The following is a 13553-nucleotide window of genomic DNA, read 5'->3' on the forward strand; positions in this document are numbered from 1 at the left end:
TAATCAGAGACCACTTAAAATACTTGACTGGCAAACACCTTATCAGATCATGCTGACAAATTTGTCCAAAAATTCGGATTAAATTTGCAATCTACCATATAATAGTAGATGAGTATGCAGGCCACGGTAGTCGTTTTTTTGGTGGTGCCTCGTTTGTAAATGGAGGAAGAAGCAAATGGCCAACGAAGAATTATTGAACGAATCAATTGATGTTTATATTCACTTTTTAAAATACTTAGATGAATTTGTGTCACGACCAGCGGCAGAGTATCAAATTTCGTTTGAACAGTATTTGATTTTGCACGATGTTTCGCGGGAGAAAAACTTGACGTTGATGGAAATTGCAGCACGTCGGAATGTCACACGGAGCGCAGTTTCTCGTCAAATTCGTGCCTTATTAACCAAGGACTTGATTAAGCAAGTTGCGGATAGTCATGATCGTCGTCGAATGAATCTCAGCCTAACTGCTAAGGGTAGCAAGGCAGAATCGCAAATTAGTGAACGGGTTACTCACCGCTTCAGTGTTTGGATTAATGAATTCGGGGAGGATCAGGCTAAACAAGTGTTAGCCTTTATTCGTGAATTTGGGACTAAGTTTGCCGATCCAAATGGCACACACGATTCGCGCAAGCCAAAATGAGATAAGCCAATTTTAATGAAAACGGGGTAGTTGATGAATGACAACACTCGTTGTGAATGAGGGTAGTGTTGATTTAGTAAATGGTGCGAGCGTTCAAGCTCATTTTGAGGTTCACGATGTTGAGCAGGGCGTATTATTGGTTCTGACTAATAGCAATGTGAGTGCAGATCAACTTGTCTCGTTGATGAATGAAAAAGAGGACGCAATTGGTGATGCGCTAGCTGATGCGACCAATCAGGATGTTAATGTGGTCTCTTGGCGTGATGAGGCAGGACAGACGCATCAGTTGCAGTAAGATGAAATGTGGACACCTGTTGAGAATGTTATTTTAATGAAATTAACGTGATGCTGTGTTGATCAGCATCTTTTTTATGGATTTGATAAAAATAACAAAAAACTTCAATGTAACCATTTTCAAACGACCTTTATGGCTTGTAATTTGGGCAATTTCGGCACATAGTATACGTGGTTCAAAAAGGACTATCAATTTCGCAAAGACGGAGTGATTGTGACGGTTTTAAAATCTAAAAATTAAATGCGTAACAGTCCGATGTTACGTCGACTTAGCAAAAAGCCAATCAGTATCACTGATGTGTTTTTTGATGATGCGACGCTAGCGACCATCTTTGAAGGATTAGACCTGATTATTATTCAGGAATCAAAACGGAAAAGAGGGCACGAAAATGAGCAAAAAGCACGAAAAAAAAGAAGTCATGGACGACACGTTGGTGGCCGAGAAGAAGACTTCTAAGAAAAAACACTTTGTTGATACAACTGGTAATCATGCCAAGAGTTTGGATGAAGTGAACGGCTCCATTCTGGTGCCACAGCACGCAGGCTATTTCAGAACGTTACTAGCCTATACTGGACCGGGAGCATTGATCGCCGTTGGGTACATGGATCCTGGTAACTGGATCACGTCAATTGCCGGTGGTGCTCAGTACAAATACGCATTAATCAGTGTCATTCTGTTGTCGAGTTTAATTGCGATGTTGTTGCAAGCAATGTCAGCTCGCTTAGGAATTGTAACTGGTAAAGATTTGGCACAGATGACCCGTGAGCGAACGTCCCGTGGTATGGGAATCTTTCTATGGATCATTACAGAACTTGCAATTATGGCGACGGATGTCGCAGAAATTATTGGTTCAGGGATTGCGCTAGAGTTGTTGTTTGGTTTCCCGTTGATCGTTGGTTTGATTATCACGGCGTTTGATGTTTTGCTGCTGCTAGTGTTGATGAAAATGGGCTTCCGTAAAATTGAAGCGATTGTGGCCACATTGGTGGCTGTTATCCTGTTCGTCTTCTTGTATGAGGTCATTCTGGCCCAGCCAAACGTCCCACAGATCTTCGCTGGCTTCGTGCCACATCCGGGACAATTGCTAACGCACAAACCAATGCTTTACCTAGCATTAGGGATTGTGGGGGCCACGGTTATGCCACATGACTTGTACTTGGGATCATCTATCTCCCAAACGCGGGCTTTGGATCGTGACGATCACGACAGTGTTAAAAAGGCCATTCGTTTTACAGTTGCCGACTCAAACATTCAATTAACGATTGCATTTGTGGTCAACTGTCTGTTATTGATTCTGGGTGCGGCTCTGTTCTACGGCACTAACAGTGAACTCGGTCGCTTCGTTGATTTATTCAATGCGTTAAGCAACTCAAAGATTGTGGGCGCCATTGCCAGCCCATTGCTCAGCATGCTGTTTGCCATCGCGTTACTTGCTTCTGGTCAAAGTTCGACCATTACCGGTACGCTGGCTGGGCAAATAATTATGGAAGGTTTCATTCATCTTCGGATTCCGCTTTGGGCTCAGCGGCTGTTAACACGACTGATGTCCATTACACCAGTGTTGATATTTGCCTTTATCTATCATGGCAATGAGGCCAAGATTGAAAACTTGCTGACGTTATCACAGGTTTTCCTTAGTGTCGCGTTACCGTTTGCCATGGTGCCACTGGTTTTGTTCACCAGTAACAAAGAATTGATGGGTGATTTCCGTAATAAGACATGGGTAAAGTGGACGGCATGGCTCGTCACTGTCGTATTGATTATTTTAAACCTCTGGTTGATTGCTGGGGTCTTCACTGGCTGATCAGGGTTTAAAGCGTGAATTTACTTTGTAAGGAAATAAAACGTCTGCCAATATTTGGTGGGCGTTTTTGTTAGCCCTGAGGCAAGCCTCATACGTAGACGTTTATAAGGTCTCGTGTTATGATAATAGAGCACCTTTTGGGGGTGTTCTGGATTCGACAGGTATAGGTCGAGCTTGAACTGCGCTTCGTGGGTTGCGTCCACGTAAAAACGCTACCTAATTTTTATCTGCAAAAGATAACAATTCTTACGCTTTAGCTGCTTAATTGTAGCTTGACGTAGATCCGTCCGTTACGGCCCAGGTGGCGGGTTACGGGTCTCAAAAATTTGGGCAACGCTGTTAACTCACGCCTGAAGTGAGCAGAAGAGATTAATCAGGCTTAGCTAATCACGGTTGCCCGGTCAAACGGCGTTTTGGTTAGTGAAATTTAAATGGTTTGACTATGAGCGTAGAGGTTCGGGTGGCGATATGCTTGGACGCGGGTTCGATCCCCGCCACCTCCATAAAACTATACTAGTAATGAACTGAATGAGATTAATGCTCATTCTAGATTCATAGAGAACGCGTCATTCTGGCAAATCGTCAGAATGACGTTTTTTTTGCAAAATTACGTATACAAAATCGTTCGTATGGACAATCTTTAAAACCGTAAGCCTAGTTGGTAAATAATGAAAATTTTTTTCGTGTAAAAATTAATCTGTAATGGACTAGTCCACAATCCGCTAAGCCGCGCGGATTAACGACTTTGCAAGTTGTAAACGTTATCAATAAATTAGAAAAGTTATGTAAAAGGGGTTGTAAAAACGCTTTCATTGTAAGAGAATAAACCGTAAACCTTTTACATGTTTATTTGTTAAGAAGAGAATTGAGGAGAAAAATTTTATGGCTAAGAAGAAAAAGTTAATCGGTGTTGACCTTGGTGGGACAACAATTAAATTCGCGATTTTAACCCTAGATGGTGACGTTCAACAAAAGTGGAGCGTACCAACCAACATTCTTGATGAGGGTTCACACATTATTCCCGATATTGTGCAATCAATTAATCATCACTTGGACTTGTACAAAATGAGTGCCAACGATTTCGCTGGTATTGGGATGGGGACACCTGGGACAGTTGATCTTGCAAACGGAACAGTCACTGCAGCCTACAACTTGAACTGGAAGACAACCCAGAAGGCTAAGGAACAGATCGAAGCTGGTACACATATGAAGTTTGCGTTGGACAACGATGCCAATGTTGCAGCCTTGGGTGAACGTTGGAAGGGTGCCGGTAACAACGAACCAGACGTGGACTTCATTACTTTAGGAACTGGTGTTGGTGGTGGTATTATCGCCAGCGGTCGTTTGCAACACGGTGTTAACGGCGCCGGTGGTGAAGTTGGTCACGTGACCGTTCAACCCGGTGGTTACTTATGTACCTGTGGCAAACATGGTTGTTTGGAAACCTACGCTTCAGCAACAGGGGTTGTTCACTTGGCACACGATTTTGCCGAAGAATATTCTGGTAACTCTAAACTTAAAAAAATGGTCGACAACGGCGATGAAATCACGTCCAAGATTGTCTTTGATTTAGCTAAACAAGGTGACTTTTTGGCTAACGAAGTAACAAACAAAGTGGGCCAGTACCTTGGCTTAGCTGTTGCTAACATGGCGAACGTGTTGAACCCAAGTTACGTTGTTATCGGTGGTGGCGTGTCGGCTGCTGGTCAGTTCTTACTTGACCTTGTTGACAAGACATTCCAGCAGGAGGCCTTTTCAACCGTTCGTGCTTCAACAACGCTGAAATTAGCTAAACTGGGCAACGATGCCGGTGTTATCGGTGCATCATCACTAGCATTACGTTTTGTCGACGGTGCTGACTTAAGTGAAGCTGCTAAAGTGGCCAATGTTGCGGCAACGGTTGCTGAATAATTGAATAAACTAGACAACGAAGAGATTTAGAGAATTGGAGATTTTTGAATCATGGGAGTTACAAACATTCTTATTGCTTTAGTCCCTGTCATTGCCTGGGGGAGCATTGGCCTTGTTTCAGGCCGATTGGGTGGTTCTGCCGCTCAGCAGACGCTCGGTATGACAATGGGGGCTGTTGTTTTTGGAATCATTGCTTGGTTTATTTATCGACCAACATTAGATGCCAAGGTTTGGATTGCCGGAATCTTATCCGGGCTGTTCTGGGTAGTTGGTCAAGGCGGCCAGTTTACCTCCATGAAAGCACTGGGTGTTTCCAAGACGATCCCGATTTCGACCGGGATGCAGCTTGCTGGTAACGCGCTAGCTGGCGTGTTGTTGTTCAGAGAATGGACAACGGGCCGTCAGTACACGTTGGGCACGCTTGCTGTGATTGCCCTGATCATTGGGGCGGCACTTACGTCAAGGGTTGACAAACGAAATGCTACGAAGACGGATCGTCATGAAAATACTGGCGCCGGTGCACGTGCTTTGACGTACTCAACCCTTGGTTACGTCGCTTACACGATCGTAATCAAGAGTTTTGAAAAATGGGGTAATGTTGGTGATGTTACGAACTTTACCCATGCGGTTGTTTTACCACAGTCCATTGGGATGTTCCTTGGTGCAATTGTGTTCGTTATCATGATTGGTGCCCGTAAAGAAATGTGGCAGTTACCATCTTGGAAAAACATTATTACCGGGCTCTTCTGGGGTACTGGTAACCTGTTCATGTTCTTGGCCACAATCAAAGTTGGTTTGGCGGTTGCCTATTCAATGGCCCAGATGGGAATCATCATCTCTACTTTTGGTTCTATTTGGCTGTTGGGTGAACGCAAGACGCATTGGGAAATGGTCAATATCATCATCGGCTCTGTCTTGATTATCGTTGGTGGTATCATGCTTGGAACAATGTAATAGCACTTAAAAAAGTTACAGCAGACGGTGCATGTCTGCTGTTTTTTGTTTGGCAAACAAAAAAACGAACGGAATCTATATCGCTCAATTGTGAAGAAAATTAAAAATTAGACCAAAAAAAATTTGAGTGGTCTAGGTGTTGATAGCATGGGGATGACGAGCAAAAATATTATTGATTTTGGTATATACCAATTTCATGAATTGGCTTTCATTGCCCACAGACCAATGTATTAGTGTATACTTGTAACCGTAATCATTATAAGAAAGAGGTAGGAGAAGCATGGCATATATTTCCTTTGATAGCTCGAATCTGACAAAGTTTGTTCACGATAATGAACTGGGTGAAATGCAGGCAATGGTCACTGCAGCTGACTCAGAATTACGTAATGGTACAGGTGCGGGTGCTGATTTCCGTGACTGGATCGATTTACCAACGAATTACGATAAGGACGAATTCAGCCGCATTAAGGCTGCTGCAAAGAAAATTCAAAGTGATTCAGAAGTATTGGTTGTCATTGGGATCGGTGGGTCATATCTTGGTGCACGTGCAGCCATTGACTTTTTAAACGAAGCCTTTTACACAGCACTTCCTGCTAGTGAACGTAAGGGTGCTTTGGTTCTGTTTGCTGGGAACTCAATTTCATCTTCATATGTTCACGATTTGATTCATGTTATTGGTGACCGTGACTTTTCTGTTAACGTTATTTCGAAATCTGGGACTACGACTGAACCATCAATCGCCTTCCGTATCTTCAAAGACAAGTTGGTTGAAAAGTACGGTGAAGCCGAAGCTAAGAAGCGTATCTATGCAACAACTGACCGTGCTCGCGGTGCGCTGAAGACTGAATCTGACGCTGAGGGTTACGAAGAATTCGTTGTTCCTGATGGCATTGGTGGTCGTTTCTCTGTATTGAGTGCTGTTGGTTTGTTACCAATTGCTGCTTCTGGTGCCGACATTGATAAATTGATGCAAGGTGCTGCAGACGCTTCTAAAGATTACACATCGGACAAGATTGAAGACAACGATGCTTACCGTTATGCCGCTTTGCGGAACATTTTGTACCGCAAGGGCAAGACGACGGAATTGTTGGAAAACTACGAACCAACCATGGCTTCCTTTGCTGAATGGTGGAAGCAATTAATGGGTGAATCAGAAGGAAAGGACCAAAAAGGCATTTACCCATCAAGTGCTAACTTCTCCACTGACTTGCATTCACTAGGCCAGTACATTCAAGAAGGTCGTCGTAACTTAATGGAAACCGTTGTTAAGGTTGATAAACCAAATTATGACATTGACATTCCTAAGGAAGACAGCGACCTTGACCAAATTGGCTACCTTGAAGGCAAGACGATGGATTATGTTAACACGCAAGCATTCCGCGCTGTTACACTAGCCCACACAGACGGCGATGTTCCTGTTATGGCCGTTCACATTCCTGATCAAACGGAATATTCACTTGGCTACTTAATCTACTTCTTCGAAGCTGCTGTGGGTATTTCTGGCTACTTGAACGGGATTAACCCATTCAACCAACCAGGTGTTGAAGCTTATAAAGTTAATATGTTCGCCCTTTTAGGCAAACCCGGATTTGAAAAGGAAACTGCCGAAATTCAAAAGCGTGTTCAAAAATAATTGTTCGTAAGTGACACTGAATAATTATTTAGTACAAATATACAAGTAAAACCGCATCTGCTGAGTAATTCAGTAGGTGCGGTTTTGTTTGTGCTACGTATTAATCTTTGGGAGACTGCCATTCGTCTCGTAAGACTCCATATTTCACAGAATCCCAGTATTGACCCTGCCAATAGCGAACCTGTCGAATCGCTGCTTCCCGTTTCAAGTGTAAATGTTCAGCGACACCAATCATGCGAACATTGCCGGACCAGGTTGTGAGGCCAATGTGAGGAAGGTCGACCATTTGCCACAGTGCATCGATCCATTTGGCCAGCGCTTGATGACCAAGACCTTGATGCCAATTTGTTTGGTCATAAATAGAAATACCCACATCAAGCCACCGTTTAAGGTCACCGTCATCATAATAAGCAAAAACCATACCGACCATCCTATCGTCGACTCTGATAACCTGGCGAAAGGGATTGTGAATATACTGTTCTTTTACGGGACCGTTCACAAATTCTTCACGTGTCGGTAAAACGTCATGAAAGTAAGGACCGTTCCATTTTGTCCACTCAGCATTTGGATTGCTAAAAGCCAATTGCCAAAAGTCAGCAGCTTCGTTTGGCTGTAATTCAGATAAGGTTAATTCCATGAAGTCATCCCCAGATATTATATTGACCCAAGTGTACGCCAATAAAAGGATTTTTAGCAGAATAAACTTACATGCCCCAAAAATGATTTTAGAATTCACAAGCATTTGTTTTGAATAATGATAACGATTAATTATAAATTATGATTACGCAAAAAATTAATCGAAAGAAGGCCATTATTATGATTACAAACGCAACGGAATTTATTCACGATTTACACAAAGTTTTACGCGGTGCAGCTAAACGTGCCGACGAAGATATAACTAAAACCATTAAGACTGTCAGTTATAAATTAAAACAAAGTGGTTCACTTCATTACGAACTTTCGCGGTGGCGTTGCTCGGATGCGCGTCAGCATGAATTTACGTTTAAGAAAAATAATGACGGCACCTATACGTACGTTTATAGTCGCTAAGACAATCATTATCAGGATGAAGCGGATTTAAAGGACAGTGTGGAGGGGACAAAATGAAATTATTCAAGCAAATTGGCACTAGTTTAACGTTAGTCGGGTGTGCGTGTGGTATTACGGTTGGTCTTTCAAATACTCAAGTATCAGCTGATCAAGTTTCTTGGCTGGGTACAACGACAGTTCAAACGCCATCTGCGGTTCAAAATCAAGACAGCGGTTCACTGATAACAGGGAACATAAGCGGAACTCATTTGTTATCTGGTCAAGCATTGATGGCGGCCCAACAAGCTGGGCAACAAGGATTCTATGACGGCATTGATGGCTATCCAGTGGGACAGTGTACGGGATTTGTTGCAGCCGTTTTGCGCCAACAACAAATTCCGGTTAACACATACAGTTATCTGGGTAACGGTGACCAATGGGCCGAATCGGCAACACAACGGGGATTATTGGTCGATTTTCGACCAGCGGTAGGTTCCGTGGTGTCGTTTAAATCGATGCACGTTGCCTATGTTACGGAAGTAAACGATATTACCGGAACCTTCAAAATTATGGAAGGAAATTTTGAAGGACAGGCGCTGCATGAGCGTACCTTAACGATGAACGACGATATTGCAGGGATTATTCATTTTGAAAAGCTGTCGACTGCATCTCAATCTACGCTTACTGTTTGATAAATGCGGCATTATTTTGAATATAAGCCATTTCATCAAAGATAATGTGTTGCTGAAGTGATTCGGCTGTTTCGACATCAATGGTGCCTTTGTCGAGGGCGTTTTGAACAAATTCATATTCGGCGTGGAAAGCGGTTAGAAAAAGTTGATAAACGACTTGCGGGACGGGATCCGGCATGTTCATCCGACGATGGCGTTCCCGATAAAAACGCTGAACATCATGCAGTTCGACGGTCGTGACTTCGCCGTGTTGATGACGTTCTTGTCGAAGGGCGTGCATGACTGCTTGATAGCCAACTTCTTCTAAAGGGCGAATGTCTTCACCGTGCGCATGAAATTGACGCTGCCAATAAAATTGTTCAGCAATCAATGGTGTTGTGAAGAACATTTCTTCGCCAAACTTAAGGTCACGACTCAAGCGACTAGAATGGACACCAAAACGCACTCGGAGCCATAGATTCTGCCAAACGGTATTATTGAACGTGAATTTGGTCAGGTCTAAAAAACGCAGGTAATAATACGTTTCGTCATCGCTAAAATCACCCTGATCATGCTTACGATTGATGACCTCGCGTTCGGCAGCATCAGTAATTTCAAACAGTCGCCGTTGCTCACGACGATGTGGACGATTGTTTTGATGAAGTTGTTGACTCAACGCATCGACCACGATGTGTGTTTCAGTTGGCGCGTTTTTGTTGGAACGAACTTTGTTCATAGCGGTCATAATCATTTCTCGTGTCCACTGGTTCATCGGCTTTGTCTGATTGCCAGTGGGCATTTTTGTGATGATTGGCACAGCGATGGCGGCTACCGTCAGACTGATTAAAATGACCACCGTGACGACGAAGATGAGTGCGTTCCGATCAGTAATTAAATCGTGACCGTTGATGGTTGGCAGCAGGAAGGCTAAGGACAGTGAAATAGTCCCACTGGCACCACTGACCGCCATTAGCCAGGCGTCTTGCCAGCGATGGTTGCTAGAAATGTGCATCCAAACTAAAAAACGCGACCACAGTAAGCGAATAGCAAATTTCAAAACATACAGCACAATCCCAATAATAACCAGCAATCCAAGGAGACCTGGATGCTTAGAAATGATTTGCCCCATGATTGTCGGCAAGGATACGCCTAGAAGGACGAAAACAACCCCTGTGAGCGCATCCTGAACAATTTCCCATATGTTTGACCGGACGAGCTGTACCCGACTTGAAACAAGCTGTAAACTGTCATTTTCCATTCCTTGAAACAAGCCAGCAGCAACGACCGCCAAAATTCCGGACAACGTTAAGCGTTCGGCGACGAAATAAGCTAGAAATGGCACTAATAATTCTAATGTAATCATGACGAATGGTGTGTCATCACCAGCTTGAATAAGCTCGCGGCGAATGCTTAAAAAGAGTGCACCGATAATTGCCCCGGTGATCAAGCCTCCGATAAACTCTAACGCAAACACACCAACTGCTCTGTTAGTCGAAAATGAACCAGTAGTAAAGGCTAGTAGGGACAGATCGAATGCCACAAAGCCGGATGCGTCGTTAAATAATGATTCGTTTTGCATGATAGTGAAGGGAACTTGGAAGTTTGGATTGGGCTGAGCAAAAGCGCTGACAGCTGATGCATCGGTTGGGGTCACGATAGCACATAGCGCAATGGCTAAGGCTAGTGGCAGAAATGGAAACAGTAAGTGAAGTGCACTACCAACGATAATCACGGTGGCAATGACAAGCATGATGGACAGCGAAAAAATGTTGATGGCGCCGCGACCAATCCAGTAGCGAGAGGCCGATTGTGCTTCGTTATAGAGCAAAGGAGCCACGATGAAAAATAAAAACAAATTGGGATTAAAAATGTAGTGGTGATACAGCGGCAGCAGCGCCAATAAAATCCCCACCACAATAAAGACAATGGGGAGCGGCACGCGGTTGAGATGATGATGCATGATCACAGCGGCCACGACTGCAATTAAAATGATGAGAAGAAAGAATGTATTCTCCATATCAAGGCTCCATTTCATTAGGTTCTGTATACAACAATCATGGACGAAATTAATGATCGACGCAAACAAAAATGTCTTCAAAAAACAATCTGGCGTATTGCTGAATATTCTTGGCAGTTACTAGCAAATTTTGTAACAAGGACGATTGACGATCAACAACAGGAATACAGGCGTAAAAAATGCAGTCAAAATAGTTTTATGTTATAAATACAATAAGCTAAGGAAATGAAATATAGGAGGCAGAACATGACATTTAAACCGAAACGCATTTTAGTTCCGACAGATGGCTCAGAAAACGCACAGTTAGCCTTGCGTAAAGCAGTTGATATTGCTAAAGCGGCGGGTGCAGACATTCTATTACTGCAAGTTGTTGCGCCGTTGTATGCGGCTCCTGAATACGCAATGGCGGGGATGTCAGAAGGAATGCTGACGCAGGCTAAAAAATATGTTGGAGAACTGGCGCAAAAGATGCAGGCAGAAACTGGCTTTGACCGTATTTCGGCCTTTGCAATGCAGGACGCGCCAAAGCCAACGATTGCCAAGACTTTTCCAGAGCATCATGACATCGACTTAATTGTTATCGGTGCTACTGGAACAAACGCATTTGAGCGAGCAATTCTCGGATCAACAACAGGATACGTGGTGCGTAATGCGGACGTAGATGTGCTAGTTGTCAAAGAGGATGAAACTGAATAAATTCAGAATTGACAACAAAAAACGGCGCCCTGAAATATCAGGTGCGTCGTTTTTTGAGTTTAATATGATGCTCCACAATCATGATAATTATTAAGATAATCTAGTAGGATCATCACTTTGTGTCGTTTGCATAAATACTTCCAGTGGAATGCCAAAATGCTGGTTAAGTAAAGAAATCTCACGAACGTTAAATTGAGAATGCCCGTGTAATTTGCGACTTACAGTACTTTTGTTGATTTGCAATAAATCGGCGACCTCAAGCTGTGTTATACCCCTTGATTTCAGCCATCCCGAGACTGGGAAAATTTCCATGGTTACCACGCCCCTAATAATTAAATGTTTAAACCGTTCCCTTATATGGGAATAGTAACCTTAATTCTCGATGCTCGCAAGTCGAATTTCTTATTTACCGCGTATTCCCGTCAATAAATTGATAAAATGAGCACTAAAGGAGCTGACTTGCAACATGGAAACAAAACCAACTGATATTCAAACGTGGTTACACCTTTCGCGAAAGCAAAAGGGTCTCACTGGCAAGGAAGTGTTGCGACAACTGGAGGAGCGTTACAACTTTCGAATTAGTAAATCAGCTTTTTATCGTTATGAAGATCCTGATACTAGCCTTAAGTCGATTCCACTTTTGCTGATAGTTGCCTTATGTGACATTTACGATCGAGACTTTGAGGAGCCATTTAAAATTGTTCGCAAACAAATTTCGATAGACTAATAATGGCCGCCGCAGGGTGGTGTTTTTATTTCAGTAGCTTAACGGCTGTTACATTATTGCAACGGCCGTTATTTTTAGTTTTAGACTTAAAAAAAGCAATGAAAAATGAGAATTTAAAAAAGTCGCCATTTTTATGCGTTAAGGCGTTGACGTCATCTGTCAGTACTGTATAATTAATTAAGTAAATTTGCCCCATGGTCAAATTGGTTAAGACGTCGCCCTCTCAAGGCGGAGTTCTGGGTTCGATCCCCAGTGGGGTGATTTAAAGTCACCCGGGCGCTTGCTTGGCAGATTTACGACTTTAATAATGGATTATTGGGTATTAGCCAAATTGGTAAGGCACCGGACTCTGAATCCGTAATGTACTGGTTCGAATCCAGTATACCCAATTATTGCGTTCACAAGAACGCCGGTATCAAAGGGTTTCTAAGCCTTATTTTCAAAACCGTGTACGAACCGTGTACGAGATTGAAAAGCTTAGAGCTCTTTTTTTGTTTTCAAACTAAAATGTGTCGTACATTCGGATTCTTAAGAATGATTTTCAAACAAAGCCTGCCAGAAACAGATGACACATCGAATCTTAAAAAAGATAGTCAGGTGATTTTATCAATTATTACATTGCTAGCTCGTTTGCTAACATACCGCTCGTTCGTGAAATTGCGGCTCGTCTGGATCAATCAGGGTGTCAAAACGTGTATGACTGGACCGTTAATGAAGCCAATACTGTTGAAGCGTTACAAAAAATTGGTATTCACGAGAAAACGGCAGTCATGAGTTGCGATGTGTTTATCATGATTTATCCGGCCGGAAAGGGCGCCAACACTGAGCTGGGATTGGCGTTAGCCGCAGATAGAAAAATATATATTTATGCTACAAATCATGATATTTGGAATGTCGCCAAAACCAGCACGTTTTACCAATTGCCTGAGGTTACCATCGTTTCTGGCAGTATCGCTAAGCTTACGGCCTTAGTGTTAGATACTGCTAAGTGATACGAATAAAATTTAATCGCTAAATATTGTTTGACGTTGTGGTTACAAAATAAGCCGACCATTTTCTGGTTCGGCTTTTTTTGTTGGGCAAATTACAAGTTTAATCCGAACAAGCCCGGAATCTTTCAATGGCAGTCTGTTGATGATGTATTTTTAATGGTCGTTGATTAATTAGTTCAAGTGC

14 protein-coding genes, 2 tRNA genes and 1 other RNA gene are annotated in these 13553 nt (G+C 42.9%); 14 read left to right on the forward strand and 3 right to left on the reverse strand.

Annotation, left to right across the window (positions count from 1 at the left end; translation table 11 throughout):
- The first annotated feature begins 175 nt into the window (after positions 1 to 175).
- From GB992_RS06145 to GB992_RS06175, 7 genes are all read left to right on the forward strand, one after another.
- Entirely contained in the window at positions 176 to 640 is a 465-nt protein-coding gene (locus GB992_RS06145) for a MarR family winged helix-turn-helix transcriptional regulator (RefSeq protein ID WP_161001673.1), read from the forward strand.
- Between the two features lie 37 nt (positions 641 to 677).
- Positions 678 to 935, forward strand: a complete 258-nt coding sequence (locus GB992_RS06150) for a hypothetical protein (protein WP_161001674.1) — start codon at positions 678 to 680, stop codon at positions 933 to 935.
- Between the two features lie 418 nt (positions 936 to 1353).
- Positions 1354 to 2739, forward strand: a complete 1386-nt coding sequence (locus tag GB992_RS06155) for an Nramp family divalent metal transporter (protein WP_162855643.1) — start codon at positions 1354 to 1356, stop codon at positions 2737 to 2739.
- A 139-nt stretch (positions 2740 to 2878) separates the two neighbouring features.
- Positions 2879 to 3245, forward strand: a transfer-messenger RNA (tmRNA) gene (gene ssrA, locus GB992_RS06160).
- A 376-nt stretch (positions 3246 to 3621) separates the two neighbouring features.
- A complete protein-coding gene (locus tag GB992_RS06165) occupies positions 3622 to 4650 on the forward strand; it encodes an ROK family glucokinase (RefSeq protein WP_161001675.1) in 1029 nt (342 codons plus the stop codon).
- 51 nt (positions 4651 to 4701) lie between these two features.
- Positions 4702 to 5604 (forward strand): GRP family sugar transporter, encoded by a 903-nt coding sequence (locus tag GB992_RS06170; RefSeq protein ID WP_161001676.1) that lies wholly within the window; start codon positions 4702 to 4704, stop codon positions 5602 to 5604.
- Positions 5605 to 5884: 280 nt separating this feature from the next.
- Complete coding sequence (locus tag GB992_RS06175) at positions 5885 to 7237, forward strand: glucose-6-phosphate isomerase (RefSeq protein ID WP_017262254.1); 1353 nt, start codon at positions 5885 to 5887, stop codon at positions 7235 to 7237.
- 100 nt (positions 7238 to 7337) lie between these two features.
- Here GB992_RS06175 and GB992_RS06180 read toward each other — a convergent pair whose 3' ends face one another.
- Positions 7338 to 7874 carry a GNAT family N-acetyltransferase gene (locus tag GB992_RS06180; RefSeq protein WP_161001677.1) on the reverse strand — a complete coding sequence of 179 codons (537 nt, stop codon included), beginning with the start codon at positions 7872 to 7874 and terminating at the stop codon, positions 7338 to 7340.
- Between the two features lie 179 nt (positions 7875 to 8053).
- On the opposite strand from GB992_RS06180, the gene GB992_RS06185 reads away from it, so the two are divergent.
- The gene (locus GB992_RS06185; protein WP_161001678.1) at positions 8054 to 8287 is read left to right on the forward strand and encodes a hypothetical protein; all 234 of its coding nucleotides are present in this window, start codon (positions 8054 to 8056) and stop codon (positions 8285 to 8287) included.
- 53 nt (positions 8288 to 8340) lie between these two features.
- Complete coding sequence (locus tag GB992_RS06190) at positions 8341 to 8958, forward strand: CHAP domain-containing protein (protein WP_161001679.1); 618 nt, start codon at positions 8341 to 8343, stop codon at positions 8956 to 8958.
- On the opposite strand, the gene GB992_RS06195 is transcribed toward GB992_RS06190, so the two are convergent.
- Positions 8948 to 10954, reverse strand: a complete 2007-nt coding sequence (locus tag GB992_RS06195; RefSeq protein WP_161001680.1) for a cation:proton antiporter — start codon at positions 10952 to 10954, stop codon at positions 8948 to 8950. The two genes, GB992_RS06190 and GB992_RS06195, sit on opposite strands and share 11 nt — an antisense overlap.
- A gap of 246 nt (positions 10955 to 11200) precedes the next feature.
- On the opposite strand from GB992_RS06195, the gene GB992_RS06200 reads away from it, so the two are divergent.
- Complete coding sequence (locus GB992_RS06200; RefSeq protein WP_161001681.1) at positions 11201 to 11650, forward strand: universal stress protein; 450 nt, start codon at positions 11201 to 11203, stop codon at positions 11648 to 11650.
- 90 nt (positions 11651 to 11740) lie between these two features.
- On the opposite strand, the gene GB992_RS06205 is transcribed toward GB992_RS06200, so the two are convergent.
- Positions 11741 to 11962 carry a helix-turn-helix domain-containing protein gene (locus GB992_RS06205; RefSeq protein ID WP_161001682.1) on the reverse strand — a complete coding sequence of 74 codons (222 nt, stop codon included), beginning with the start codon at positions 11960 to 11962 and terminating at the stop codon, positions 11741 to 11743.
- 154 nt (positions 11963 to 12116) lie between these two features.
- Here GB992_RS06205 and GB992_RS06210 point away from each other — a divergent pair, with 154 nt between their 5' ends.
- The 4 genes from GB992_RS06210 to GB992_RS06225 all read left to right on the forward strand — a co-directional run bounded on the left by GB992_RS06210 (position 12117) and on the right by GB992_RS06225 (position 13369).
- Entirely contained in the window at positions 12117 to 12377 is a 261-nt protein-coding gene (locus tag GB992_RS06210; RefSeq protein WP_161001683.1) for a hypothetical protein, read from the forward strand.
- Positions 12378 to 12565: 188 nt separating this feature from the next.
- A tRNA-Glu gene (locus tag GB992_RS06215) sits at positions 12566 to 12638 on the forward strand.
- 55 nt (positions 12639 to 12693) lie between these two features.
- A tRNA-Gln gene (locus tag GB992_RS06220) sits at positions 12694 to 12766 on the forward strand.
- Between the two features lie 303 nt (positions 12767 to 13069).
- Entirely contained in the window at positions 13070 to 13369 is a 300-nt protein-coding gene (locus tag GB992_RS06225) for a group-specific protein (protein ID WP_191989548.1), read from the forward strand.
- Positions 13370 to 13553: the final 184 nt, after the last annotated feature.

Source organism: Furfurilactobacillus milii, from assembly GCF_009863985.1.
GTDB lineage: Bacteria > Bacillota > Bacilli > Lactobacillales > Lactobacillaceae > Furfurilactobacillus > Furfurilactobacillus milii_A.